This window comes from Variovorax sp. GW821-FHT10C12, from assembly GCF_059415405.1.
On the sequence record NZ_JBWKNE010000001.1, the window covers coordinates 1,652,697 to 1,679,505 of the forward strand.

The following is a 26,809-nucleotide window of genomic DNA, read 5'->3' on the forward strand; positions in this document are numbered from 1 at the left end:
AAGGGAACGACATGAGCCTCAGGGACATCCGCGAACGCTACGGCGTGAGCTTCGAAAGAGGAACCCGCGTCATCTGCGGCGGCCGCCTCGGCACCGTCGCCGGCGCGAGCAATTCGCACATCCGCGTCAAGTTCGACGGGCGCCAGATCAGCAGCCCGTGCGATCCGATGGAGGTCCAGCCGTGCCATGAGGGAGCCACGACCTCCACCGGCCTCGCGGACCTCGCGCCGCAAGCCAGCGCGCAGGACTGGCACGCCCCGGCCTGACACCCGCACAGGGGCCTCGAAGGCCCCTTCTCTTCGCCGCTTTCAGATTTCGCTCAGCACGCCGAAATCGCTGTCGCTCTGCTGCACCGCGTTCACCAGCTGCACGCGGTTGCGCGCGGCGAAGCGGCGCCGCAGCTGGCGCATGTGGTAGTCGACCGTGTGGGACGACAGGTCCAGCCGGTTGGCGATTTCCTTGTCGCTGCGCCCCTGCAGCAGGTGCTGAAGGATGTCCTGCTGCGTCGCCGAGATCTCGATGCGCCCCGTGCCCGGCGCGCCGACGATGCGCGTGTGGCGCGTCACGTACTCGTGCACGCTCAGGCCCAGGACCAGCCCCTGCCCGATCACGCTGTCGGTGATCCAGTCGCGCCCGGGCCGGCGCGACAGCAGGCTGATCACGGTGTGCTGGTTCACGTGCGTGGGCGAGGCCAGGCGAAACATCAGCCCGCTGCGGATGTCGCTGGCCTCCAGGTCATCGAGAAAGCGCTGGCGCTGCCCTCCCGGGTCGTCGGGCTCCTGCGCCGCCAGGGCTTCGAGCTGCGCCACGTCCCATGCCAGCGGCACGCTCGACGCGGGCACGCCCTGCTGGCGCAGGTCGCCGCCGCAGTAGCTGTGCGCGAAGTAGCGCTGTGTCCACTCGGGGTTCGCATACGCCGTGAAAAAACTCAGGGGCCACCAGCGTCCCCGCATGTACGCCACCGCGCCATAGCCCAGCCAGTCGAAGTCGAGCGTGTGCAGCATGCCGCGCACCAGCGCCGCACGGGACTCGATGTCGGGCGCGTCCAGCAGGTCGCCGACGATGCTGGGCACGCTGCCGGCCGGGCGCTGCACGGTCTGCGGCAGGAACAGCTGCTCCTCGCCATAGAACTGCGGAATCGGCTGGGTGCACTGCTGCAACTCGGCATCGGACAGTGACGCGGGATCGACATCCTGCGGTTGTTGCTGCGGCGCGTGTGACAGCGACGCCAACGGGGCTCGATAGAACAAGGTAGACAGAATCATGGGAGGCCTGATGGATGTGCCGCCGGCACCAGACAGTGTTCAGTGGGGCGGACTGGGAGCCAAACTACCAAAAGGGCGGAGACACCGCCTTGTAAATTCTTAGCAACCGACGGACGCGCAGCCTGCCGCGCAGGCGGTGCGCGGCAATGTCCTACAGCCCGCGCTTCCAACTGAATACCTTCGCCTGAAGCGCGCGCGGCACCGGTCGATTCCTGTGCGATCGAGGCTTCACAGATGCAGACCTCGCTGGCATGCTGCGCACCGCACGAAGCAATTGCCCGACGTTCGCAAACCCCCGTCTCCCGATGGAACCCGTTGCCTCCCGCTACTGGCGAGACGCCGATCTCGCAGGCCTTCAATTCACCGCCAACCGCTTCCGCCATCGCGAGGTGCGGCCGCACCGGCACGTCGGCTTCACGCTCGCGGTGGCCGACACCGAGCTGCATGTGCGCAGCGGCACCCGCGTGACCGTCGTGCCGCCCGGCACGCTGCTGCGCATCGCGCCGAATGTCTGGCATTCGGTGCAGGCGCGCACGACACCGTGGCACGAAGACGCGCTTTACTGCAGCTTCGCCGTGGCGCGCTGCATCAGCCCCGCGGACGACGCCCTGCCGCGTGCGCGCGTGCAGGACGACGCGGGCATCTCGGTGTTCCTCGATGCGGCCGCGGCGCTCGAATTCCTCGAATGCCATCGCCTGCTCTTCGCACCCACGCGCAACGGCAACGCCGACGACGTCGTCGCGGCGCGCACGCTGCTGCGCCGGCGCCTGGCGCAATGGATTCCCGCCGAGCCGCCACCGGTGCACGCGCACGGGCCCGACGACGCGCCACCGCTGCCCGACAGCGGCGACGAACGCCTGAACCGGCTGTACGCCCTGATCGCGTCGGGCTTTCACCAGCGCATGACGCTCGACAGCCTCGCCGACGAGGTCGGCTGGCATCCGGTGCATCTGCAGCGGCGCTTCCGGGCCGCCTGGGGCTTCACGCCGCACGAGATGCTGGTGGGCCATCGCATCGAATACGCGCGCGACCTCATCGCCGGCGGCGCACACGTCACCTACGCGGCGCATGCGGCGGGCTTCACCGACCAGAGCCATCTGCACAAGACCTTCATGACCACCTACGCCGTGCTGCCCGGCGACTATCGCAAGCTCGCCGCGCTCGACGCGCTGCAGCCGCTGTCGGCCCGCAACGGCATCGCCGGGTAGGTGGCACCTGCTCATTGCGCGGCAACGATGGACACGCCGTGGTCCGCCAGGTACAGGCTCACCGGCGCGCCCTGGCTCAGCGGCTGGCGCACCTCGGGCGACACCACGAAGATGTCGCCCAGCGGGCTGCGGAAGGTGTATTCCACCAGGCTGCCCACATAGGTCTGCTTGAGCACGCGTGCCGCCAGGCCGGTGCTGGCGACGGGCCCGATCACCCAGGCCTCGGGCCGCACCGCGATCTTCACCGGGCCGGGGCGCACGCCCGGCGCAGCCACCACGGTCAGCGCGCCGAGCGACACGCGCCCGTCTTCGCCGCACTCGCCGTCGAACAGCATCGCCTCGCCCATGAAGCCGGCGACGAACTCGGAGTTCGGCGCTTCGTACAGCTCGTGCGGCGTGCCCTGCTGCGCGATCACGCCCTGGTCCATCACGATGATGTGGTCGCTGACGGCCAGCGCCTCGTTCTGGTCGTGCGTGACGTAGGCCACGGTCAGTGCCAGGCGCTGCTGCAGCGCGCGGATCTCCTCGCGCATCGAGCGGCGCAAGCGGGCGTCGAGGTTCGACAGCGGTTCGTCGAACAGCAGCACCGCCGGCTCCAGCGCCAGCGCGCGTGCGAGCGCCACGCGCTGCTGCTGGCCGCCTGACAGCTCGCTGGGCGTGCGCTCGTTCATGCCGCGCAAGCCGACCGTCTCGAGCATCAGCGCGGCCTTCTCGCGCGCCTGCGGCGCGGGCAGGCCCGACATGCGCAGCCCGTACGAGACGTTCTCGATCACGTTCATGTGCGGGAACAGCGCGTAGCTCTGGAACACCAGGCTCACGTTGCGCTGCGCGGCGCCCAGCGCGGTCACGTCCTTGCCGTCGATCAGGATGCGCCCGGCGCTCGGGCTCTCCAGCCCCGCGAGCATGCGCAGCGTGGTCGTCTTGCCGCAGCCCGAGGGGCCGAGGATGGTGGTCAACGTGCCCTTGGGCACGCCGAAGCTGATGTTCTTCACCACCAGCGGCGCGTCGGAGGCCGTGCCGTAGCGCTTGGAGACGTTCTGGAATTCGAAGCCGTACATCTGGATCTGTCTTTCGCTTGTGAAAACTCAATCAAAGCTGCGCGGCCACCGGCGCCGCGCGCTCGGGGCCGGCGGGTGCAACGTCGGCATCCGGGCGGGCCGTGCCCGCCACACGGCGGCCCAGCTTGCGGTCGCCCACCAGCCACTGGATGGCCGCGGTCGCCAGCGCCATGAACACGATCAGCGCGGTGCTGTAGGCCAGCGCCACGCCGTAGTCGCCCTGCCCCACGCGCCCGATGATGAAGGTGGTGGCCAGTTCAGTCTCGGCCGTCACCAGGAAGATCACCGCCGACACCGTCGTCATCGCCCGCACGAAGCTGTAGATCAGCGAGGCGGTGAGCGCCGGTTTCAGCAGCGGCAGCACCACCGACCACAGCGTGCGCGCGGTGGAAGCGCGCAGCATCAGCGAGGCCTCGTCGAGGGACTTGTCCAGCTGGCGGAAGGCCGCCGAGCCGGCGCGCACGCCCACCGGCAGGTTGCGGAAGATGAAGCACATCACGATGATCAGCCCGGTGCCCGTCATCTCGAAAGGCGGCACGTTGAAGGCCACCACGTAGCTCACGCCCAGCACCGTGCCCGGGATCGCGAAGGCCATCAGCGCCGAGAACTCGAAGGCGCCCTGCCCGCGGAACTGCACCCGCGCCAGCAGCCAGGCGATCAGCAGGCCCAGCCCGGTCGTCAGCGGCGCCGCAATGGCCGCCAGCTGGATGGTGGTGAAGAGCGAGTTCCACGCCAGCCCCACCCACTGCAACCCGCCGCCCTCGAAGGTGATGGCAAAGGCCGAGCGGAAGTGGTCCAGCGTGGGCGTGTAGTTGCGCCCCCAGGTCTGCACGAAGCCGCCGGTGAAGGCAAAGCAGTACACCACCAGCGTGAACACCAGCCACGGCACCGCGATGGCCAGCGCCACCCGGCGCAGGCCATGGGGCAGCCGCATCGGAATGCCCGCGTCGCCCTTGCCCGACACCGTCGTGTAGTTCTTGCGCCCGAGCACGCCGCGCTGCAGCGCGAACACGCCCAGTGCGAACAGCGTGAGCACCCAGGCAAGCGCCGCGGCACGGCCCTGATCGAACTGCGCACCCACGATGGCGAAGAAAATTTCGGTCGACAGCACCGAGAACTGGCCGCCCGCCACGATCGGGTTGCCGAAGTCGGCAATGCTCTCGATGAAGCCCACCAAGAAGGCATTGGCCAGGCCCGGCAGCATCAGCGGAAAGGTCACGTGACGGAAGGTGCGGCCCGCGTCGGCGCGCAGCGTCTGCGACGCTTCTTCCAGCGACGGGCTGATGCCCTGCACCACGCCGCGCACGATCAGGAAGGCGATGGGCGTGAAGGCGAACAGCTGCGCCAGCCACACGCCGAACCAGCCGTAGAACCAGCGCCCCGGCTCGATGCCGAAGGCCCATTCGAGAAACTGGTTGACCAGCCCCGCGCGCCCGAACAGCAGCACCAGCCCGAGCCCGACCACGAACGGCGGCGTGATGATCGGCAACGGCGCCAGCAGGCGCAGCGCGCGGCGCACGCGCGAGTCGCTGCGGTCTTCGATCAGTGCCAGCAAGGTGCCCAGCGCCGTGGTGCTCAGGCCGGTGAGCACGGCCAGAAAGAGCGTGTTCCACGCCACGCCGCAGTTGCGTGCGGAGTTCAGGCAGCCCAGGCCCCAGGTGCGCTCGTTGCCCACGCGCGCCAGCCAGGCGCCCAGGCTGATCGCACCGCTCTCGTCGACGAAGGCGCTCGCCAGTGCGCGCAGCACCGGGAAGGCCACGAACACCATGAGCAGCCCGCCGCTGCCGACCACCGCCGCGGCCACGAACAGGTCGCCACGGAAGGCGCCCGAACGCGCGAAGCCGAAGGCGGTGAGCATCATCAACGCCGTGAGCACGCCCACGGCGCCCCAGCCGAAGCCGGGCTGGCCGATGCCCGCCGCGCCGAACAGGCCGGCCCAGGCGCCGGCATCGGGCGCGTTCGGCAGGCCGATGGCAAAGCCCTGCGCCAGCACGCCGAACACACCCAGCGCCCCGCTCCAGGCGAGCAGGCGGCCTTGGGTCTTGCCCGGCGCCATGCCCAGCGCCACGAGCCCGGCCAGCAACGGCCACAGGCCCAGCAGCAGCCAGGGCCGGTGGTGCAGCAGCACCTGCGCCAAGGCCGACGAGGTGTCGTGCCCCGCCGCCAGTTCGCTCAGCCCCTGCAGCCCGAACAGGCCCTCGGGCAGGCTGTACCAGGGCAGCAGCACGAAGGCCGCCAGGCCCAGCGCAGACCACAGCCCGATCACGCGGTTGTTGTTGTCCTTGAATTTCATGGTGTCGGCTTTTCCCGGTCGCCTGGCATCAGCGCGGCAGCGCGTTCACTTCGCGCTCCCAGCGCTCGATCAGGCGCTTGCGTTCGGCCGACTGGCCGTACTTGGCGTAGTCGTAGTGGATGAACTTGATCTTGCGGAAGTCGGGAATGCGGCTGTCCAGCGGCGTGGTCTTGTTCGAGGGCAGCTGGAACTGCTTGGCCGCCACGCCCAGTTGCTGGGCGGCGGGCGTGAGCGCCCATTCGTAGAACTTCTTCGCGTTCTCCAGGTTGCGAGAGCCCTTGACGATCGACAGGGAGCCGATCTCCGCGCCCGTGCCTTCGCAGGGCGTTTCGGTCGCAATCGGAAAGCCTTGCATCTGCTCGCCCGGCGCGTCGTGCACGAAGCTGATCGACACCGTGGTCTCGCCGCGCGCCGCGGCCTTGATCGGGCCGGTGCCCGAGCGGGTGTACTGGCTGACGTTCTTGTGCAGGCCCTTGAGGTAGTCGTAGGCCTTGTCCTCGCCCATCAGCTGGACGATGGTCGCGATCATCGTGTAGGCCGTGCCCGAGCTTGCGGGGTTGGCCACCTGCACCTCGCCGCGCAACGCGGGCGACAGCAGGTCCTTCCAGCACTTGGGCACCGGCAGCTTCTTCTTGGCCAGCAGCTCGGTGTTGTAGGCGAAGCCCAGCGGCCCCGAGTACACGCCCACCGTGCGCCAGCCCGACTGCTCGGCCTGCGCCTGCGCCCACGGGTGCAGTTGCGCCAGCGAGGGCGACTTGTAGGCCAGCGTGAGGTCCTGCTCGGCCGCCTGCAGGTGCGGGTCGCCGGTGCCGCCGAACCACACGTCGCTCTTCGGGTTGGAACGCTCGGCGATCAGCTGCGCCAGCGCCTCGCCGCTGCCGCGCTTGAGCACGTTGACCTTGATGCCTGCGCTGCGGGCGAAGGTGGTGCTGATCAGCGAGCACCACTCGTCCTGCACCGAGCACACCACGTTGAGCTGGCCCGAACCCTGGGCCCGCGCCTCGGCCTGGACCCACAGGGCTGCGGCGGCCAGTGCGGTGGCGCTCAGGATCTTTCGTGTGCTTGCGGTCGTTGTCGTCATCGTCGTCATCTCCGGGTTGTGCTTCATCAAGGTTCTTGCGGCGACACCTGTCCCCCGGCTGCGATGGCGCCGGATGGAACGGGCAGAAAAGGAAGGAAAGAAAAAGGCGCGAAGAAGCGCGCGTCAGGGCCCCTGGCCCCAGGTGACCACCGCGTCGACGCCGATCACGCGGCCGTTGTCGATGCGGTTGTAGAGGTCCATGCTGGCGCCCATCGCATCGGCGATCTGGCGGCAGATCGACAGGCCCAGCCCCACGCCGCCCTTGGCGGCAGAAAACGCCTGGAACAACCGGGGCCGCACCTCGTCGTCGAGGCCCTGCCCTTCGTCCCACACCACCAGCTCGGTGTTGCCCGCATAGCCGCGCAGCAGCACGCCGAGCCGGCCGGCCGCCGGCGTGTGATGGATCGCATTGGCCAGCAGGTTGCGCAGCAGCTCGCCGAGCATCAGCGCATCGGCCGGGGCCCACATCTCGTCGCCTTCGAGCGCGAAGTCCAGCCGCTTGGCGGCGATCAGCGGCGACAGCTCCATCACCGCATCGCGCGCCACGCCGCGCAGGTCGATGGGCTTCAATTCACCGGCGCGCTTGATCTGTTCCAGCTTGGTGAGGCTGAGCAACTGGTTGGCCATGCCCGTGGCCCGGTCGACCGTGTGCAGCATCTGCGGCAGCACCTCGCTCAGCGGCACGTCGCCCGCCATGGCCGACTGCAGCTGCGTGCGCAGCACCGACATCGGCGTGCGCAGCTGGTGCGACGCATCGGCCAGGAAGCGGCGCTGCTGGCCCACCCATTCGCGCTGGCGCCGGTGCAGGCCGTGCATGCGCTCGACCGCGGGGCGCAGCTCGGCCGGGCCGTCGTAGTCGAGCGCATCGACGTTCGGTGCATCGAGCGCCTGCCGCGCGCGCTCGAGCCAGCGCGCGGCCACGGCCACGCCGCTGCAGACCACCGCCGACATGAGCGCGGCACTGGCATAGAGCCAGGCCAGCAGGCGTTGCGGCAGGGCCTGCCACAGCGCAATGCGCTGGCGCAGCGGCTCCGCCACCTGCACGACCACGCCGTCGGCCGTCGCCGCACCCGGCACATGGCGCAGCGCCGCAGCAGCGCGCATCGGTGCGCCACCGCGCTGCGTGATGTACAGCGCCGGCAGGCCCGACGCTGGCAATGCACCGCGCCAGGGATACGCCGCCAGGGCGCGGTCGCCCGCGAGCCAGTCACCCTGCATGCTGCTCACCCTGTACGCCAAAGGTTCGAGCGTGGACGCAAATGCCACACCTTCGGCTTGCACCACGGCCTGCTGCACCACCTGCGAGATCGCCGCGCCCAGGCGCTCGTCCTGCGCACGCGCCACCTCGGCGAACGCCAGCAGCACATGCCACAGCGTGACGGCCGCCACGATCAGCCACAGCCCGCCGAGCATCCAGGCCAGCAGGAACTGCCGCAGCGAGGCCGCGCGAAGGAGGCGTTGCACCCATGCCTTCACCTACCGCGCCACTCGCTGTTGTTGCGGTTGCAGCGACTGCTGCTGTTGCTGCTGCACCGCCGCGCTCGCGTCGTCGCACAGCAGGTAGCCCACGCCGCGCAGCGTCATGATCTCGACGCTCGCGCCGGCCAGCTTCTTGCGCAGGCGATGCACGATCACCTCGATGGCTTCGGCATGGGCCGTGTCGTCGGCGCCGAACACCGCGTCGCGCAGGGCTTCTTTCGGCACCACGTGGTCGACGCGCGACATCAGGCTCTTGAGCAGCTCGGCCTCGCGCGGCGACAGCTCCAGCGGGCTTTCGTCGCGGTAGAAGGCGTTGGATGCGGCCTCGTAGTGCAGCCGCCCGCAGCGCAGCTCGCCGTCGCGCCCCAGCCTGCGCGTGAGCGCGCCGAGCCGCGCGATCAGCTCGTCCAGGTCGAAGGGCTTGGCCAGGTAGTCGTCGGCGCCGGCATTGAGCCCGACGATGCGCTCACCGACTGCGCCGCGTGCCGTGAGCACCAGCACCGGCGTGCGGTTGCCGTCGCCGCGCAGGCGCTGCAGCAGCTCCAGGCCGTCCAGGCCCGGCAGCGACAGGTCGAGCACCACCACGTCGAAGCGCTTCTTGCGCGCCGCCGCCAGCGCCTCGATGCCATCGGCGCAGCACAGCACCTCGAACCCGCGCGACGAGAGGCTTCGGCCCAGCACGCCCGAGAGATCGAAATCGTCTTCAACCAGCAGCAGCTTCATGCCTTGCATCGTGCCATTCCTCTGCCGGCTGCGAACCGGGAGTTGCCCGCCTGAACGGTGAAAGGGAGTCGAAAGGCAGGCACCCGGCGCGTGGCGCGGTTCAGGTGGCCGGCCTCTGTCCGACCTCGATCTGCCAGCCGTTGAGCAGCGTGTCCGGGTCGCCCGCGACGTTGCTGGCCACGCCGTCCATGAGTCGCCTGTCGAAGCGCGGGTTCAGGTTGAAGAGCTGCGACAGGGCCTCGTCGATCACACGGACCTCCCCGCCCTCGCGCCGCGCTTCGCCCAGTTGAAGCGGCGTGAGCAGCGTCTGCTCGTTGTGCTCGGAGATGCCCCAGAGCGTGGTGGTGTCGGGGTCGTTGCCGTCGACGGTGACGAGGATGGGTGTGGGCTTGCCGGAGGTGGGAGGTGGCGTGGTCGGTGTCGTCGGTGGGGTCGTCGGCGGCGTCGTCGGGGTCGCTGGCGGCGTGGTCGGCGTGGTCGGCGTCGACGGCGGCGTGGTGTCGGGTGGCGACGTATCCGGCGGCGACGTGTCCGGCGTCGTCGGCACCTGCTGCACCGGCGGTTGCTGGTTCTTGTCGTCGCTCGTGAGCGCCACGTAGAGGCTCACGCTCGGCGTGATGGCGCCGGTCAGCAGCAGCCGCATGCGGCGCCGGTTGGCGGCGTCTTCCGCCGTCGCGCCGAGCTTCAGCGACTCGAACACGTTGTCCGTCGTCACGAAGCGCCCGACCTTCGGCACCTCCTTGGCTGTCTGCGCGATCTTCTGCCCCGCCGAATCCGGCAACTTGTCGACCAGGTAGTTGTAGCCGCGCCCGATGTGCTTGCCCACAAAGAACAGGCCGTGGCCCTCGTTGATGCCCGAGGGCACCATCTTCATCTGGTAGATGGTGCCTTTGCCCTGCTGCGAGCGCAGCCAGCCGCCGTTGGAGACGATGCCGTGGAACATCGTGAGGCCCGCCAGCACCGGATGCCCGCTGGAGGCCGCCAGCACGCCCATGAAGAAGTAGCGGTACATGCTGGGCAGCGCCATGAAGTCGCCCGCCGTGTTCATCGACTTGGCCGCCAGCTCGCTTTCGGTCTTGGCCATGGCGCGCAGGGGCGCCTCGTCACCGGTAGCGGCGGCTTCATCGATGGCCTTCTTCAGCGCGTCCACGCGGTCCGCCGCCTGCTGCTTGCGCAACAGCACATGCTTGGAGAAGTTGCGGTTCTCCAGCGGCGCCGTCTCGCCCGGCTTCAGGGGCGTGTTGCGTACCTCGACATCCTTGAGGATCGACGCCTCGGCCCTGTTCTTGGCCCATCGCAGCGGCCGGGTATCGAGCATGTTCTCGAACCGGCCCCACCATTTGTCGCGCAGGTACTCCATGCGTCCCAGCCGCTTGTTCAGGTACGCCTTGACGTCGGCGATCGGCACCTGGCTGCCGGGGCCGGCATCGGAGAACTTCGTGCGCGTGTTCAGCGCGGTCAGGTAGTTCCACTGGATGCCGATGTTCGGCACGTTGCCCACCACCTCGCCGGAAAGGCCGGCCGTGCGCAAGCCTTCCTTGCCCAACCCCCATGCGCCCGGCTTGAGCGCATGGCTCACGAAGTTGAAGACACCGCTTCCGCCCGAGTTCACCGCAAACCCCAGGGCCAGGTACTTGAAGGTGAAGCCGACGCGCGAGCCCATGTGCATGGTGCTGCCCAATGCGCCCTGGACATCCTTCATGTTGATGAGGTTGCCGTCGGTGTTCACCATGTCGCGCACCTTGGCATAGGCCAGCTCGGCGTCGCGCGCCGACAGCAGCTGCGCGCGCTTGGCGTCGGGCAGCGCGTCGAGCGCCGCCCTGGCCCGCGGGTCGCCGGCATGGTAGGCGTCCACCATGCGCGCGACTTCGGCGGGCCCGGCCTTCTTCCTGCCCGATTCATACCCTCGCACGCCGGCCTTTCCGGTGCTGCCGATCAAGGTGCCGTCACGCATCTCTGGCAGCTTGGTGTCGGCGCCGGCCTTGACCTCGGCTTCCGAGGCCAGGCGCACCGGGAACTGATCGGCCACGTCCTTCGGCACGCCGGCCGTGCGCAGCCCCTGTCCATAGCGCGCCGAGGCATCACCGAACTCGGTCAGCTGGTCGATGGCCTTCTGCTTCTTGCTGGCGATCTCGTCCGGCGACAGGCCGCGAAGCGACTTGTGCCTGGCCACCGACTCGATCTGCCGCACGGCACTTTCGGTGTCGCCCGTGCGCGCGAACTCGAGCGCGTTCTCCAGCCCTCGCTTGCCGGTGTAGTACGCGCCGCGCGTGCCCAGCCCGCGGGTCTGGTTGAGCCAGGCCGCGAAGGCACCGCCGGTCACCTTGTCGAAGAAGGTGCCTTCCCCGAGCATCTTGGCGGTGATGGACCCGCCCTGCACCAGGCCGACGCCGACCGCCGCCCGGGTCGGGCCGCTGATCCGGGCGAACCATCCCCGGAAGCCGCCGGTCGGCGATGGCGCGGCGGGCGTCGACGGCGTGTTCGGCCCTCCCGGTCCACCGGGCCCGCCAGAGCTTGCGGTCGCCGGTCCCGTGTGCGAGCCCGAGGTGGACGACGCCGGAGCGGGCCGCACCGGCCCCGCGGATGCCGGCTGGCCCGTCGGGTTCGACTGCGGATCGGGCCCCTGTCCGCGCGCATTGCCGCTGCCCTGGTTCGCCGACGCCTGCGCATCGAGCGGGCGCACCGCTGCCAGGCGCTGCGTCGAGCGGGTGAAGGGGGCGTTGGCCGCGGGATGGTCCGCGCCCACGGCGATCGGCATCTGCTGCTCCTGGGGCCGCCGCGCCGAGGCCGGCGCGCTGCCGGGGCCCGGCTCCGGTCCCTCGCCGGCACGGCGCACGGCCAGCGAGATGACGGGCGCCAGCGCAGCGTCGGCCTCCTCCACGGGCACACGGGGCGGCCCGTCCGGATGCAGCGGCGTGACGTTGTCCGGCGTCGGCGTCTGCGCCGGTGCCTCGGCCTTGACCGGGTGCAATGGCGTCACGTTTTCCGGCAGCGACGTCTCGCTGCGCGGTGCCGTCTCGCGGAAGGGTTCGAGCGCATCGGGCCTTGCCGCCGTGGACACCGGGTCTTCGGCGGTGTTCACGGTCGTGGGGCGCCGATTGCCGAGCGGCACGACGTTGTCGCCGCCCGCCACATGCGCATTCACCACCGGATCGTTCAGCACGGCCGCGACCGCCTTGGTGTCCACGACGGTCGGCGGCTTCACCGCGTTGTGAACGCTCTGGTAGCCGCGCGCCAGGGGCCGCGACGCGAAGCCTGTCGCGTTCAGGGCCATCATGCCGATCTGCCGTTCGCGCTCCTGGGGCGTCATGCTGTCGTAGCGATTCGCCAGGTCGATCGCGCCGTCGGCGAAGGCGCCGGCGCTGCCGTAGGCCAGCGGCTTGCCCGCCGCCGCCGCAGGCTTGGCCCAGGCCTCGGAACTCTGGGCATAGCGCTTGTAGTCGGTCAGATGCCTGGCAGCGCCCGACACATCGCCCGCCCCGTGCGCGGCCATGGCCTCGGTGAGTGCCGAGCGCGCGCGCATCGCCTGCATGGTCGCGCGCGTGGAGGCGCCGATCACCGGCACGCTGGTGGCCGACAGCGCCAGCGTCATCCAGTCCATCCGCGCCTGCGTGCTGGTGAACGGATTGATGTCCTGCCCGTGGTCGGCCTGCCGCGACAGGCTCTCGGCCGAGGTCGCCACGCCGTAGCCCGCCGCCAGCACGGCCGCCGACCCCGCGATCAGCATCACGCCCGGTGCCGACAGCGTGCCCAGCGAGCCCACCGTCAGCACCACGCCCGCCACCACGCCGACCACGCCGGCCACCACGTCCAGGTGACCGACGCGGCGGATCTCTTCCCACTTGCTTTCGGTGCGCGCGTCGCCGCTGAACAGCTTGACGTTGCCGTCCCTGTCGAGCGAGAAGTTGCCGTCTTCCGGCGTGACGAGGTTCACGCCCTGCACCGGCAGGTTGTTGTTGGCGCGGTAGTCCTTCAGGTCCTTGTAGTCCCAGCCCTGCTCGTCCACGTAGCGCGCCTTGCCGGGCTCGGTCTCGACCTTGAAGAGCGCGGTCTTCACGATGCCGCCCTTGTCGCCCTCCAGCCCGTAGACCACCGGCAGCACCATCACCTTGGCCTTCTCGCCGCCCTGCTTGACCAGCGCGTCCACCGTCTTGTCGAGCACGGCCTTCTGGTCCTTGTTCAGGTGGGTGAACAGGTTGCGCGTCTGCTGCAGCTGCGTGTTGTTGGCGGGCGTGCTCGGGTCCAGCTCCACATCGGGCTTCCAGCCCAGGCCGAGGGCGACGATGTTTTCCAGCTGCGTCCGGTTCTGCGTCTGCGTGAAGTCACCGCCGTACTGCACGTAGTGGCTGTTGATGATCGACTGCGCCATCAGCTTCGGGTCGCGCATGAACAGCTTGTAGAGCTCGGCGCCGTTGTCGTGCTGGTCGGGCCGCAGGTTCTGGGCGATGAAGTCCTGCTCGCGCGAGGCCGCGCCCTGGGTGGCGCCGGCCGTCAGGTAGCGCTGGGCGATGTCGGCCCTGCCCTTGACTTCCTCCAGCTTGCGCCAGGTGGTGCTGCTGGTCTCGGCCAGCCCGGGGTTGGCGCTTTTCCACTGGTCGTGCGCCGCCTGCGCGGCCCCCAGGTCGCGCTTGGTGCTGTCGGAATAGAAGGTGTTGCGCGACGACAGCCACTTGTCGCGCAGGTCGACGACCTTGGCGCGCGCGTCGCTTTCCATCTCCGACGGCGGCCTGACGTACGACATGTTCATGCGGCCGGTGCGCTCGTTCGACTCGAACAGCTCGCGCGTGCGCCGGGCGTCCTGCCAGAGCAGCACCGCATCGACTGCCGCCTGCTCGTTCCGCGCGATGGCGACGCGCGAGTTGGCGTCGTCCAGGTCGTTCTTCAGCTGCGTGCGGTCGCCGGTGCCGCTGTCGTAGGCGGCCTGTGCCTTGTCGCGCGCGGCGCCGGCGTCGGCCACGCCCTTGTCCACGTCCTTCTTGCGCTGCGTCATGTCGTCGCCCATGCGCAGCTCGGGCACGGGCTTGCCGTCGGGGCCGAGCATGGGCTTGGCGTCGGGCGCGGCCGGCGCCTCCTCGCGGCGCTCGCCGATCAGCTTGACCACGGCGCCGCGCTCGGCTTGCGCCTTGGCCAGGGCACCGTCGCCGTTCTCCGAGGTGGCCCACAGCCGCGCGGTGGCGGGGTTCATCTTGTACTCGCCCTTGCGCACGACGAAGTTGCGCATGTCGCCGGTGCCCTCCGACGCCTGCCAGCCGACGACCTTCGAGTCCTTCTTGATCTTGACGAGGTAGCCGCCGCCGCATGGGTTGAACTGCACCTCGATGTCGTCGGGCGAGAGGCCGCGCGGCAGCCCCTCGGCGCTCACCTTGCCGTCGGCACCGGGCTTGAGGTTCCAGGTCGGGTCGTAGTTCTTCGGGTAGACGTCGCCGGTGGTCGACTTGTTGTCGTGCATGAACATCGACAGCTGCGGCTTGGCGAACGGGGTGCGGCTGTATTCGTTGCGTGCGGCGTACCAGTCGCGCTCGGCGTCGATCAGGCCGAGCTGGCTTCGGTAGTCGCGCCGGGTGAGGTCGAGTGCGGCGAGCTCCCTCGCTGCCTTTTCGCGGTCGGCCGGCGTGGTGGTGTTGCCCGGCCCATTGAGCTTGTCGACCTCGGCGGCCTTGGCGTCGTAGTCCTTCTGCGCCTGCGGCAGGAGCACTTCGCGCATCTTCTTCTCGTCTTCGGGCGAGAGCTTGGGCCTGGCTGCGTCGTCCTTGCCTTGCAGATCGCGCGCCGTGTCGCGCAGTTGCGTCAGCCGCTGCGGGTCCACGGGCTTGCCCGCGGCCTGGTCACGCTCGGCGGTGCGCAGTTCCTGCATGGCCTTCATCGCATTGAATTCGGCCTGGGCCGTGCGCTGCGTCTCCAGCGCCACGCCCAGGTTCTGCGGCGTGGCCTTCTTGACCGCCTCGTTGGCGTCGAGCAGCCGCTGGTTGATGGCGTCGGCGTTGTCCACGTAGCGCCCGGTGTCCAGCCTGGGGCCCTTGCCGTCGTTGCCACCGATCAGGTCATCCTTGAGATTGCCCAGCGCGGTGGCGGTGGCGGCCGCGTTCTTGTCAGACGCTTCGCGCTTGTCCTTGGCCGCCCACAGGCGCGCGGTGGCGGGGTCGAGCTCGGTCTTGTTCTTGCCGTCGACATAGAAGTACTTGCCGTCGATGGGCTTGACCTTCTCGCCTTCCTTGGTGTCCGGACGCGCCCAGAAGGCCGGGTCATAGCCTTCGGCCTTGACCTCCTTGGTGGTCTCCTTCTTGCCATCGCGCTCGGTCACGGTGTAGGTGCCGGGGCGTTGCAGCGACAGCGCCTTCCACGCGCCTTCGGCGTCGGTGTACTCGGTCTGCGCGTCGCTCACGTCGACGGCGGCCTTCGCGTCGTCGTTCACGGCGTGCATGTAGCGCTGGCCGTCCTGCGCCTCGCGCAGCGCGGTCTCGGCCGCCTTGATCTTCGCCGGGTCGCCGCCGGCCACGGCCAGGTCGTAGCGGGTGCTGAGGTCTTTCACCTCGGCGTCGGCGGCGCGCGCGTTGTAGTCGGCATTGACCGCGCCGAGCACGTTCTTCTTCGGGTTGCCCGGGTCCGACGCGTCGCTGATGCCAAAGGTCTTCACCAGGCCGTCGAGCTTCGTGTGGGCCTGGTTCGCCAGGCCGCGCAGGCGTTCGGCTTCGGACTTGGCGTTCTGCCTGGCGCTGACGATGGTGTCGTTGCTCCCCGGGCCAGTGCCGAAGCTGGCGTAGTAGGCCTCGGCCTTGGTGGCGGCGTCCTCGGCGTCGCGCGCCTCGGTGCGACCGTCGGCCACCTGCTTCTTGCCCGACTGGCCGACGTCGTACTGCTCGGCACGCAGCTGCCGCACCGCGGGCGCCTCGGCCTTCACGCCGTCGCGCGCCTTGCCCACGTACTCGGCCATCTTTCCCGGGTCGAACACGCGGCCGTCGTCGACCGCCTGGTTGAGGCGGGTCGCTTCCTGGTCGATGGCGGCGTTCGGGTCCTTGCCTTGGGCCTGCGCCTTCAGCCCCGCGTTGCGCAGGTCGTTCTGGGCGGACTCGAGCCAGTCGTTCAACGCGACATCGAACGCGGCCTTCTGCGCAGGCGTGCCGTCGCCGTTGGCCGCCTGCGCATCGAACACCGGCTTGGCGGCGTTCTGGGCTTTCTCCAGCAGGTCCTGCGTGGCCTTGCTCGCCGGTGGCGCCTTTTCGCCATTCGGCGGGGCGGGCGGAGTGTCGTACAGCGCGACGGTCTTCTTCGCGGCGTCGACCTCGCTTTGCGCCGCAAGCGTCGCATCCGATGGATTGCCCTTCGCGCGGCTCTGGCACACGTCGTCCAGCTTGCTGGCCGCCAGGGTCGATTCCTTGCTGCTCAGATTGGAAGCGGCCTCTTTCTTCAGCGCATCGAGTTCGTCGGTCTTGGCCTGGGCGCGCGCCTTCTGCGCTTCGGCCTGGTCGGCCTCGGCCTTGCTCTGCGCAGCCTTCAGCTCGGCCGCTTCGGCAGCCTTTCTTTGCGCCTCCGCTTTCTTGCGGGCCTCTTCCGCCAGGCGCAGGGCCTCGGCCGCCTTGCGCGCGGCCTCTTCGGCGAGCCGGCGTGCTTCCGCTTCGGCGGCGCGCCGCGCGTCTTCGGCGGCACGCGCGGCGGCCATCTGATCGAGGACGGACTGCGATGGGCCTGAAGATGAAACGGCAGCTGCGACCATGGGACCTCCGGAAATGAACGGGTTCAGACAAAGAAGAAAGACGACGGGTGACGCGCGGCCATGGCGTCATCCCTGGCCCTGCGCCCAGCGCAGGAGCGTGGCCACGGGCGCGTACAGCGAACGCGGAATCGGTTGATCGACCGGCACCTCGGCATAGATGCGCTCGGCCAGCGACGGCTCGAACTCCATCGGCACCAGGCCCTCGCCGGCAAAGCGGCGGATCTGCGCGGCCACCTCGCCCTCGCCGCGCGCGATCACGCGCGGCAGGTCGGCCTCGCCCAGGTACTGCAGGGCCACGGCCGTGCGGGCCGAATGGATCACGGCCGAGGCCATGCGCACCCGGTCGCCCAGGCTGGCGTACACGGCCTCGAAGTGGGCGGAGCGGCGGCGCGACTGGTTGATCGGGTCACCCTCCACTTCCTTGTATTCCTGGCGGATGTCGTCGATCGACATGCGCTGCTGCTTCATGAACTCGAAGTGCTCGTGCGCGTAGTCGACCGCGGCCATCAGTGCGTAGATCACCACGGCCCAGCCGAAGGCCACGAGCACCATGTGGGCCGAGGCGGTCATGATCGCGGCCGGAGTCGCGTGGCCGAGCTTGAGCGAGGTGTCGACGAAGCCGCGCACCACCACGAACATCAGGCCCGCGAGCAGCGCGGTCTTCACGCTCATCTTCAGCAGGTTGATGAGGTTGCGCGTGGAAAAGATGCGCTGCAGGCCCTGCGCCGGGTTCATGCGGCTCACGTCGGGCTTGAGACGTTCCCACGCGGCCACGCCGCCCACCTGGGCCAGCGATCCGACGATACCGGCCACCGCCGCGATGGCCGTGACGGGCAGCGTGCCCCACACCAGCGCCGCGCCGGTGTGCAGCAGCAGCTCGGCAAAGCGGTCGTCGGGTTGCGTGAGCAGGCTGGTGCTGGTGGCGTGCAGCCACAGCTCGCGCAGCAGGCTGTAGATGGCGCCGCCGCCCAGCCACATGCAGACCACGACCACGGCGAACACGAGGGTCGAGGCCACGTCGTTGCTGAACACCACTTCGCCGCGCTTGCGCGCATCGCGCAGGCGCTTGGGGGTGGGGTCCTGGTCTTTCTCGGCCATGGCGTGCGCTAGAGCGTGGCCCGCAGGAAATCGAGCACGCCGTTCTCGGGCCGCAGGAATTCCTGCAGCGACTCGTACACGAAGAAGACGAACAGCAACATCATCAGGTGCGCCAGCAGGCTCTTGAGCGGCTGCGAGAACACGAACACGTTGAGCTGCGGTGCCACGCGGCTGATGAGGCCCATGCCCAGCTCCACCAGCAGCAGCACGAACACCACCGGCGACGCGAGCTTGACGATCCACAGGAACAGCGTGTCGCCCTGTCGAACGGCGAACTGCTCGATCACCAGGCCCAGGTTCGGAAAGAACGAGGCCACGGGCCACAGCCGGTACGAGTCGACGATCACGCCCAGCATGGCGAGCAGCCCGCCGGCCGAGACGAACAGCGTGATCACCATCCAGCCGAGGAACTCGCCCGTGGGGCCGTTCTCGTGGCCCGCCACGGGGTCGAAGAACGAGGCGTTGCTGGAGCCGGTCTGGAAGTCGATCAGGTCGCCCACGCTCTGCACGGCCCAGATGAAGATGCCGAAGCCCAGGCCCAGCATCAGGCCGATGAAGGCCTCCTTGCCGGCAATGAGCACCCAGGTGCCGATGGAGGCCACCGGCATGTCGCCCGCCACCGGCGACATGAAGAGCGCGAGCAGCAACAACAGGCCGTTGCGCACGGTGCCGGTGATCATGCCGCCCGACAGAAAGGGCACGACCGCGAAGATCGCGAACAGGCGCGGCAGCGTGAGCACCACTGAGGAGAAAAATTTCTCGATGCTGGCGAGCTCGATGGTGGGGTCCATGGGCTGTGCGTGTCCTTTTGCCTAGGCCGGGCGCCGTGCGGCCCAGGCCTGCGACGCGCTTTCCTCGGCCGCCTCGTCCAGCCGCAGGTCCTGCATGCGCAGCTGCTCGGTGCGCGCGCGTTGCTGCATCTGCTGCGCCTTCTCCACATCGCCGCTGGCGGCGCGCAGCTTCTGCCGGCTGGCATCGAGCGTCTGCTCGCGCAGCGCATGGGCCTGCCCGGCCTGCGCCGCGCGCTGGCCGGCCTGGGCGATCTGCGCATCGAGCGCGCCGCTCCAGGCGCCGGCATGCCGCAGTTGCGCGACGCTGCATTGCCCGTGCGACAGCGCGCCGGCGGTCGACTGCCAATGCGCCGCCTTGTTCTGCACCTGCTGCTGCTGCCATGCCTGGGCCTGCTGCAGTTCGGCGTGGCTTTGCGCGGCCGCCGCGCGGTCGCGTGCGACGACGCCCATGGCGATGGTCTTCTGGCGCTCGCGCACGCCGACCAGCGTCTTCCAGTCGATGCCGCTCATTGCACCACCTCCGCGCCCTCGCCCACCTGCAGCAGCTGGGCGAGCGACTGTTCGTAGGGCAGGCTCGTGCCCGACGGCTGCGACAGGAACGCGAGCATCGCCGGCCGCGCGCGGATCGCCTCGTCGGCCAGCGCATCGGCGCCGGGCTTGTACTCGCCGATCTGCACCAGCAGCTCCATCTCCTGGTACTTGGCCAGCAGGCTGCGAAAGCGCGCCGCCGCCGCGCAGTGGTCGCGCGAGGCCACCAGCGGCATCACGCGGCTGATGCTGGCCAGCACGTCGATGGCCGGGTAGCGGTTGGCCGCCGCGAACTTGCGCGACAGCACGATGTGGCCGTCGAGGATGGAGCGCACCTCCTCGGCAATGGGGTCGTTCTCTTCATCGCCCTCGGTCAGCACCGAGTACACGGCGGTGATGGAGCCCGTCTTGCCCTGCCCCGCGCGCTCCAGCAGCTGCGGCAGCATCGAGAAGATCGACGGCGGGTAGCTGCGTCGCGTGGGCGGCTCGCCGCTGGCCAGGCCGATCTCGCGCTGCGCGCGCGCAAAGCGCGTGAGCGAATCGACCAGCAGCAGCACCTTCTTGCCCTGGTCGCGAAAGTGCTCGGCGATGGTCGTCGCCACATAGGCCGACTTGATGCGCTCCATCGGCGGACGGTCGGAGGTCGACACCACCATCACCGTCTTCGCCAGGCCTTCGGCGCCCAGGTTGTGCTCGATGAACTCCTTCACCTCGCGCCCACGTTCGCCGATCAGCGCGATCACGTTCACGTCGGCCGTCGCGCCGCGCGCCAGCATGCCCAGCAAGGTGCTCTTGCCCACGCCGGGCGGCGCGAACACGCCGACGCGCTGGCCTTCGCCCAGTGTCAGCAGACTGTCGAGGGCGCGGATGCCGGTGGGCAGCGGCGCGTCGATCATGCGGCGCGCCAGCGGGCTCACGGGCTCGCGGTGCACCGGCAGCTGCATGTGGGTCTTCAGCGGGCCGCGCTCGTCGATGGGCTGGCCCAGCGCATCGAGCACTCGGCCCAGCAGGCTGGCGCCGACCGGGCACACATGGCCGCGCCCGGTGGGCACCACCTCGGTGAGCGCCGAGATGCCGGTGATCGGCCCCAGCGGCGTGAGGATGGCCGTGTTGTTGCGAAAGCCCACCACCTCGGCCAGCAGCGGCGGCTCGCCCGGCGTGACCAGCTCGCACAGCTCGCCCACATGGGCCTGGATGCCCGAGGCGTCGATCAGCATGCCGACCGCCTTGCTGACGCGCCCGCGCATCGCCACCGGCGTGACACGGCCGAAAGCCTGCGCCAGGTCGGCGACAACGCCCAGGGCCGCATCGGACACCGGGTTCATCGGCCGCCCTCCGCGCCGTCGATGACGCCGCTGCGCTCCACGGCGCGGCGAAAGGCTTCGAGCTGCGCATCGACGCCGATCTCCAGCACGCCCGATGCGGTCTGCACCACGCAGGCGCCGGCAGGCAGCGCCGCGTCGGCCACGAGGCTCACGGTCATGGTCCAGTTGGCGTCGGCGCGCAAGCGCGCCAGCACATCGCGCAAGGTGGCCTCCTGCGCAGGCGCCACGCGCACGGTGATGAAGGGCTCGTGGCGGATCAGCGTGTCGACGCGCAGCAGCGCCGCCTCGAACAGCGCCGCCGGTTCGGCGTCGGCGACGAACTGGCCCACGGCCTTGACGACGATCTGCGCCATGGACGCGCGCAGCGCATGCAGCTGCCGCTCGCTGGCCATGGTGTCGCTCAGCAGCTGGCTCGCGTATTCGGCCTTGGCGCGCTGCAGGCCTTCTTCGTAGCCCTGCCGGCGGCTGGCCTCGGCGTCCTGCGCGGCCTGCTGCACGATGCGCCGCGCCTCGCGCCGCGCGGTCTCGACCACGGCCGAGGCGTCGAGCAGCGCGGCGTACTCGTTTTCCTTGAGGACCTTGCGCTCGCTCAGGAGCTGCAGGTTCTCGGTGGTGATCAGAAAAGCCAATCCCATTGGGGCAGTCTTTCGGGAACGATGCACGAGAGCACCAGTTCGTTGAGTTGCCGGGCCTGGGGCCGCTGCAGCAGCGGCACGCCAAGCGTCGAGATGCGCCGCGGCAGCTTGCGGCGCAGGCGATGCAGCATCGCCTCGCCTTCGGCGGCGGCCAGGCCCAGGAGCAGGCGATGGCCCCGGTCGACGACCACCCGGCCCGTGGCCAGGGGTCGCTGCTGCAGCGCGGCGTTGTCCATGTGCAGCTCGGTGAGCTGCGGCACGCGGTCGAGCACGAAGTCCACCGCGTCGGCGTCGAAGCGGCGGGCCTGGCGGCGGATCTGCGCGCCTGCGCCGCCGCGTTGCCTGAAGAGCGGCAAGTGCACGCAGAACCCAAGGTACACGGCGAGCCGGCGCAGCGCGGCGGCGTCGAGCAGTGCCAGGCGCTTGAGGCGCGCATCGAAGTTGTAGTCGGCACCGGGGTCGCCCGCCGGTCCCTGTTCGCGCCGCAGCTGGTTGGCGAGCACCGCGCGCCCGCCCTCGCCCAGCCGCGCCAGGCTGCGGTGGCGGGCCGGCCAATGGGCGGGCAGCCAGCTCGGATGCAGCTCGGCCTCGGGGTGCAGGTTGAAGCGCATCACCAGGCGCACGAGGTCCATCGGGCCGTGCGCAACTTGCGGCGTTTCGGGTGCGGTGACGGGTGATGCAGGCATCGGTGGTCAGCGCCTGAACACCTGGCGGCGCGTCCAGCTGCGCCAGTCCAGCCCCTGCCGGCGCAGCAGCGTGGGCAGCACCATCAGGCAGACCGCGGCCACGAGCAGCAGGCCCAGCAGCACCATCGCGGTCGAGGTCGAGAACAGGCCCAGCACCATCGGCTGGCCCCGGCCGCCCTCGCCGCCCGGCGCCACCGCCGCGGGCTTGCGCGCCTCGAACAGCGACAGCGACACCTGGTCGTGCGTGAGGCCTTCGATGCTGTGCGCCACCATGTCCTTCACGGCCGGCGCCAGCAGGCGGATGTCCACGTCGGGCCGGTGCTTGATGAACACCGCCGCCGACGAGGGGCGCAGCTTCTCGCTCAGCGGATCGTTGGCCGGAATCACCACGTGCACGCGCGCGGACACCACGCCGTCGACATGGCGCAGCGTCTGCGACAGCTCCTGCGAGATGGCGTAGATGTAGCGCATGCGCTCCTCGGACGGCGTGGACACCAGGCCCTGCTTCTGGAACACCTCGCCCATGGTGGCAAAGCGCTCGTTGGGCAGGCCCTGCGCGCGCAGCACGTCGAGCGCGGCGCCCATGCGGCCTTCGTCGACCTCGACCTGCCAGTTGCTGCCTTCCACGCGGCTCTTGGACGCGTCGATGCCTTCGGCCGACAGCGCGGCGACGATCTCGTTGGCCTCCTGCTCGTTGAGGCTGGAATACAAGCCGACCTTGCAGCCGCCCAGTGCCAGCAGCAGGGCCAGCGCCGCGAGCCATCGGCCGCGGCGCGAAAAAATGGAAAGGGAAAGGGGGTGGCGCAGCGGGTTCACGGCATCCTCATTGCTGGTTCTTCAGCAAGGTGCCGAACAGGCTGGTGGCGGCGCTCGCCAGGCCCGTGGAGATGTGCATCTTCGCGAACATGGTGTGGGCCTCCATCGAGTGGTCGGTCATCGCGAACATGGTCTTGATGGGGTCGGACATGTCGATCGACTCGAGCATGCTGCGACGCATTTCCTCGTAGGAGCGCACGTTGCCCGAGAACTGCGCCGCGAGCGCCTTGGCGGCGTCGCCGAGCGCACTGGGCGCGGCCACGGAAGACGGCGGCGCCTGCACGCCCTGCATCATGTTGGCGAACATCCGGGTCTCGCCCGGATCGAAGCGCGAAGCGTGGGCGGCCTGCTGCGACGCCGCCGGCCCGGACACGTCGGCCGGTGGTGCGCCCGCAGCGACCAGCGCGGTGGGATCGGTCATGGTTCACCTCCTGGGGAAAAGGCCGCGCGATGCACCGGGCACCGCGCGGACCTGCTTACGAGGACTTGGCCGACTGGCGGATGTCGTTGCCGGTGGACTTGGCCACCTCGCCGCCCGCGGCGCTCGCACCATTGACCGTGTGCGCGGTGGAAGCCGCGCCCTGGATGCTGGTGGAAGCGGCCATGCTGGCCGACATCAGCCGGGCGTTGTCCGCCGCGGCCTGGTTCATCTGCTGGATAGAGCTGTCAACTGCGCCTGCCATATATATCTCCTGGTCAAGTGGAACGATTCACGAGGGTTGAAGCGCTCCGTCCCGGCGGGACGAAGCCATTCCACGCAGCGCACGAACGCGTCGCCGCATGAAATCGGGGGGGCGCGTGATGCAGGCTGCGTGGGTCCATGCCTTCATCTCGCGCGTCTGTTGTTGTTGCTGTCGGGCACGCCGCCGCTGAGCACCAGCCCGTCGGCATCGATGCGCTTGAGCTCCGCGCCCGAGCGCAGCACCGAGCCTTCGTAGTAGCGGTTGCCGTTCGACAGCTGGATGTGGCGCAGGCCGTTGCCGTCTTCGGTGATGCTCACCATGCGCGCGGGCAGCACGCTCTGCCAGCCGTCCCACTGGGCGCGGATGTCGGGCTCCTTGGCCTCGGCAGCGGGCTTCTCGCGGTACTGCACCTTGTCGGACACGAGCACCGAGGGATGCAGGTCTTCGCTCAGGCGCCGGATCTTCTGGCGCACCGCCGCGTCTTCCACCGTGCCGGACAGCACCAGCCGGCCCTGCCCCGTGTAGGTGACGGCCACGCCGGGGTCGGCCACGTAGCGGCGCGCCTGCTCGACCATGTCCTCGGCCGAATGCACGTTGACGCTGACCTTGCTGCCGAAGGGCGCCATGGCCTGCTGCAGGGCCTGGCGCCGCTGCTTCGATTCCACGTACCCCTTCACGCCGAGCAGCCCGCCCTGCGCGGCCACCACCTCGACCTCGGGAAACGGCACGAGCGCCTTCTCCACCTCGGCCAGGTTGACGCTGCCCTTGGCGCGCGCACCCGCGCCCGCATCGCCCAACGACACGGCGGCCAGCCCGATCACGGCCAGCAGCGCCATCACGCCGCCCACCCAGTAGCCCAGGCGCCGCGACGACGGCGCGGGCTGGCCCACCGGGGCGCCCTCGCCGGCCTGCGCCTCGCGGGCCGGCGCGAACATGCGGTCTTCGCGCGCGTTGGCGGTGTAGCTGCGGTCGAGCTGGAAGTCGATCTGGCCCAGGCTCACGACATCGCCCGCCACCACGCTCTTGCGCGGCTGCTGCATCTCTTCGCCGTTGAGCCGCGCCGAGGCCGTGCCCAGGCGCTGCATCGACACCACCAGCTCGCCGACGGTGAAGGCCAGGTGGCGCGGCAGCACGTCGCCGCCGGGCAGCATCACTTCGCAGTCACCGCCCGAGCCCAGCACGTTGAGCCCGGGCTTGAGCGCGATGGTGCGACCCTTCACGGCACCGCTCAGGAAGCGCAGGCACCAGCCCTCGCCCAGGGCCGGGCCGGACCGCGGGTCTTGCGCAGCCTCGCCGTCACGGCTGGCGTGACTGCTGTTGTCGAGGGACATGTCTTCGGTGTCGCGCACGTTCAGCCTCCCACCGATGCAGGGGGCGGCAGCGGCAGCGCCGGCACGTTCGCCGTGGCGCCGGGCACCACGAGGCGCGGCGTCAGCAGGTAGAAGCGCTCCATGTTGGCCTGCTTCTTCTCGGTCGAGCGGAAGAGCCCGCCGACGCCGGGAATGTCCTTCAGCAGCGGCACGCCCGTGACGGCATTGGTCTTTTCTTCCGACGAGTAGCCGGCGATCAGCAGGCTCGAGCCCTCTTCCACCAGCGCCTGCGTGTTGACGGTGCGGCGGCGCACGATCGGGATCTTGTCGACCGACATCGGGCTGAGGTCGCCGTCGACGATGTCGATGGACATCATCACGCCGCGGCTGGCCTTCTCGTCGATGACCAGCGGCGTCACCCGCACGGCGGTGCCGGCGGTGATGCTGAACAGGCCCGCGTCCTGAAAGCCGTCCACCCGCACATAGAACTCGCTCAGGTTCTCCAGCACGGCCTCGGTGTTGTCCAGCGTCATCACCTTGGGGCGGGCCACGAAGTTCGCGTTGCCGTTGGTGGCCAGCGCCGTGACGCGGGCCAGCAGGTAGTTGCGCGCGCTGTTGCCGATGGCGGCGGTGAGCATGCCGCCCAGCGGCGTGAGCGGGTTGCCCGTGCCGTCGAAGCTGCCGATCTGCCCGGCCTCGCTGCCCGTGCCGCCCCAGGTCAGCTGACCGCGGTCGCCGCGCCCGGTCTGGAAGTCGGCGTGCCGACCGTGCAGGCGCCAGTCGATGCCCAGGCTGCTGAGCGTGTCGGAGCTGATGTCCATGATGGTCACCTCGATCTCCACCAGGCGCGGGCGCACGTCCATCGATTCGATCAGCCGGGCGTACTGCGCCATCTTGTCGGGCATGTCGCGCACCAGCACGGCGTTCATGCGCGTGTCGGCCTGGAACTGCGGCAGCTCGCCGCCGACGATGCTCGACATGCCGCCCAATGTCGCGCCGTCGCTGCCGCCACCGCCTGCACCGGCGATCTCGACCTTCGGCGCGTTGATGGTTTCGCCGCTGCGCAGCTTGATCTGCCGGTTCGGCCCGAGCGACATGCCGCCGCTCATGCCCCGGCCGCCGCTGCTGCCCGACGACGCATTGCCGGTGCTGCGCCCGTAGAGGCTGCGCAGCACATTGGCCACGCCGGGAATCACCGTGTCCTTGCCGGAGCGGTTGATGCGGAAGTCGGCGGCCCAGGCGTACTTGAGCGGGAACAGGCGGATCTCGGCGCCCTCGGCCATGGCGCTCTTCTGGTCGGCCAGCTTCACGGCCTGGCGCACCATCTCCACGTAGCGGCGCGGACCGGTGACATACACGCTGGCGTCGCGCTCGCTGATGCTCAGCGGGTAGCGTTCGTCGGAGATGTGCAGGCGCACCAGCGTCTCGGCGATGCGCCCTGCGTTCTCGCCGGCGATGGGCAGCACCTCGCTCTTGGCGTCGGCCGCCAGGTCGACGAAGAGGAAGGCGCCGTCGAAGTACCAGGTGAGGCCGTTGACCGAGCACACGCTGTTGAGGATGCCCAGCGCCGGCCCGGCGAACTTGCCGCTGATGACGCCGGCCACCTTGGGGTCGATCACCGCCGTGACGTTCTGCGACGACGCCAGCTCGCGCAGGAAGTCGGGCAAGGGCTTCTCGTTGGCGACGATCTGGAACGGCCGGTTGTGCCAGCGCAGCTCGGCGGCCTGGCTGTGCTGGTGCGCGGCCAGCAGCACCAGCGCGGCGCAGCCGAACAGCAGGAAGGCCCGCTGGCGCAGCAGGTTCAGGTGCGCGGCGATCACGGCAAGGAACTCAGTGTCTGCAAGGCGCGTTCGGCGAAGCGCATCACGTCGCGCCCCAGCCAGCCCGCCGTGGCGATGATCGCCACCATCACCGCGATCAGCCGGATCGACTGGCCGATGCTCTGGTCCTGCACCTGCGTCACGGCCTGCAGCACCGCCACCACCAGGGCCGTGAGCGTGGCCACCGCCACCACCGGCAACGAGATCCACAGCACGAGGAGCAGCCCCTCGCGCGTGATGTCCAGGATGTTCTGCGGTGTCATGGTGCTTCTTGGGGAGTGCCAGGGAAGGCAAGGAAA

21 protein-coding genes are annotated in these 26,809 nt (G+C 69.7%); 2 read left to right on the forward strand and 19 right to left on the reverse strand.

Features of this window, described 5'->3' with window-relative positions; all coding sequences use genetic code 11:
• Positions 1 to 11: 11 nt before the first annotated feature.
• Positions 12 to 266 carry a hypothetical protein gene (locus AC07OH_RS07855; RefSeq protein WP_495300205.1) on the forward strand — a complete coding sequence of 85 codons (255 nt, stop codon included), beginning with the start codon at positions 12 to 14 and terminating at the stop codon, positions 264 to 266.
• 42 nt (positions 267 to 308) lie between these two features.
• Here AC07OH_RS07855 and AC07OH_RS07860 read toward each other — a convergent pair whose 3' ends face one another.
• Positions 309 to 1,265 (reverse strand): helix-turn-helix transcriptional regulator, encoded by a 957-nt coding sequence (locus tag AC07OH_RS07860; RefSeq protein WP_495300206.1) that lies wholly within the window; start codon positions 1,263 to 1,265, stop codon positions 309 to 311.
• A 305-nt stretch (positions 1,266 to 1,570) separates the two neighbouring features.
• On the opposite strand from AC07OH_RS07860, the gene AC07OH_RS07865 reads away from it, so the two are divergent.
• A complete protein-coding gene (locus AC07OH_RS07865; RefSeq protein WP_495300207.1) occupies positions 1,571 to 2,473 on the forward strand; it encodes a helix-turn-helix domain-containing protein in 903 nt (300 codons plus the stop codon).
• Between the two features lie 11 nt (positions 2,474 to 2,484).
• Here AC07OH_RS07865 and AC07OH_RS07870 read toward each other — a convergent pair whose 3' ends face one another.
• The 18 genes from AC07OH_RS07870 to sctS form a co-directional block, all read right to left on the reverse strand.
• Complete coding sequence (locus AC07OH_RS07870) at positions 2,485 to 3,531, reverse strand: ABC transporter ATP-binding protein (protein ID WP_495300208.1); 1,047 nt, start codon at positions 3,529 to 3,531, stop codon at positions 2,485 to 2,487.
• Positions 3,532 to 3,562: 31 nt separating this feature from the next.
• Entirely contained in the window at positions 3,563 to 5,824 is a 2,262-nt protein-coding gene (locus AC07OH_RS07875; RefSeq protein WP_495300209.1) for an ABC transporter permease, read from the reverse strand.
• A gap of 28 nt (positions 5,825 to 5,852) precedes the next feature.
• On the reverse strand, positions 5,853 to 6,905 hold the full coding sequence (locus tag AC07OH_RS07880; protein ID WP_495300210.1) for an ABC transporter substrate-binding protein: 1,053 nt from the start codon (positions 6,903 to 6,905) through the stop codon (positions 5,853 to 5,855).
• Positions 6,906 to 7,028: 123 nt separating this feature from the next.
• The gene (locus tag AC07OH_RS07885) at positions 7,029 to 8,369 is read right to left on the reverse strand and encodes a sensor histidine kinase (RefSeq protein WP_495300211.1); all 1,341 of its coding nucleotides are present in this window, start codon (positions 8,367 to 8,369) and stop codon (positions 7,029 to 7,031) included.
• A 12-nt stretch (positions 8,370 to 8,381) separates the two neighbouring features.
• Entirely contained in the window at positions 8,382 to 9,107 is a 726-nt protein-coding gene (locus AC07OH_RS07890) for a response regulator (protein ID WP_495300968.1), read from the reverse strand.
• Between the two features lie 100 nt (positions 9,108 to 9,207).
• Positions 9,208 to 16,764, reverse strand: coding sequence for a DUF4781 domain-containing protein (locus AC07OH_RS07895; RefSeq protein WP_495300212.1), 7,557 nt, complete (start codon positions 16,762 to 16,764; stop codon positions 9,208 to 9,210).
• A gap of 120 nt (positions 16,765 to 16,884) precedes the next feature.
• Positions 16,885 to 17,916 (reverse strand): EscU/YscU/HrcU family type III secretion system export apparatus switch protein, encoded by a 1,032-nt coding sequence (locus AC07OH_RS07900; protein WP_489056635.1) that lies wholly within the window; start codon positions 17,914 to 17,916, stop codon positions 16,885 to 16,887.
• An 8-nt stretch (positions 17,917 to 17,924) separates the two neighbouring features.
• Entirely contained in the window at positions 17,925 to 18,707 is a 783-nt protein-coding gene (gene sctT / locus AC07OH_RS07905) for a type III secretion system export apparatus subunit SctT (RefSeq protein ID WP_099789444.1), read from the reverse strand.
• Between the two features lie 21 nt (positions 18,708 to 18,728).
• A complete protein-coding gene (locus AC07OH_RS07910; RefSeq protein ID WP_495300213.1) occupies positions 18,729 to 19,217 on the reverse strand; it encodes a serine kinase in 489 nt (162 codons plus the stop codon).
• Complete coding sequence (locus tag AC07OH_RS07915; RefSeq protein ID WP_495300214.1) at positions 19,214 to 20,560, reverse strand: FliI/YscN family ATPase; 1,347 nt, start codon at positions 20,558 to 20,560, stop codon at positions 19,214 to 19,216. Before AC07OH_RS07915 ends, AC07OH_RS07910 begins: the two co-directional genes overlap by 4 nt.
• Positions 20,557 to 21,195 (reverse strand): type III secretion system stator protein SctL, encoded by a 639-nt coding sequence (gene sctL, locus AC07OH_RS07920; RefSeq protein ID WP_495300215.1) that lies wholly within the window; start codon positions 21,193 to 21,195, stop codon positions 20,557 to 20,559. The genes AC07OH_RS07915 and sctL overlap by 4 nt, the downstream gene beginning before the upstream one ends.
• The gene (locus AC07OH_RS07925; RefSeq protein WP_495300216.1) at positions 21,177 to 21,881 is read right to left on the reverse strand and encodes a SctK family type III secretion system sorting platform protein; all 705 of its coding nucleotides are present in this window, start codon (positions 21,879 to 21,881) and stop codon (positions 21,177 to 21,179) included. Before AC07OH_RS07925 ends, sctL begins: the two co-directional genes overlap by 19 nt.
• A gap of 6 nt (positions 21,882 to 21,887) precedes the next feature.
• Positions 21,888 to 22,697: a type III secretion system inner membrane ring lipoprotein SctJ gene (gene sctJ, locus AC07OH_RS07930; protein ID WP_495300217.1), complete on the reverse strand. Its 810-nt coding sequence runs from the start codon at positions 22,695 to 22,697 to the stop codon at positions 21,888 to 21,890.
• 7 nt (positions 22,698 to 22,704) lie between these two features.
• Positions 22,705 to 23,118 carry a hypothetical protein gene (locus tag AC07OH_RS07935; RefSeq protein ID WP_495300218.1) on the reverse strand — a complete coding sequence of 138 codons (414 nt, stop codon included), beginning with the start codon at positions 23,116 to 23,118 and terminating at the stop codon, positions 22,705 to 22,707.
• A 55-nt stretch (positions 23,119 to 23,173) separates the two neighbouring features.
• Positions 23,174 to 23,380, reverse strand: a complete 207-nt coding sequence (locus AC07OH_RS07940; RefSeq protein WP_021004014.1) for a hypothetical protein — start codon at positions 23,378 to 23,380, stop codon at positions 23,174 to 23,176.
• 143 nt (positions 23,381 to 23,523) lie between these two features.
• On the reverse strand, positions 23,524 to 24,729 hold the full coding sequence (locus tag AC07OH_RS07945) for an FHA domain-containing protein (protein WP_495300219.1): 1,206 nt from the start codon (positions 24,727 to 24,729) through the stop codon (positions 23,524 to 23,526).
• Between the two features lie 2 nt (positions 24,730 to 24,731).
• Complete coding sequence (sctC, locus tag AC07OH_RS07950) at positions 24,732 to 26,510, reverse strand: type III secretion system outer membrane ring subunit SctC (protein WP_495300220.1); 1,779 nt, start codon at positions 26,508 to 26,510, stop codon at positions 24,732 to 24,734.
• The gene (gene sctS, locus AC07OH_RS07955) at positions 26,507 to 26,773 is read right to left on the reverse strand and encodes a type III secretion system export apparatus subunit SctS (RefSeq protein ID WP_099789463.1); all 267 of its coding nucleotides are present in this window, start codon (positions 26,771 to 26,773) and stop codon (positions 26,507 to 26,509) included. The genes sctC and sctS overlap by 4 nt, the downstream gene beginning before the upstream one ends.
• Between the last annotated feature and the right edge of the window lie 36 nt (positions 26,774 to 26,809).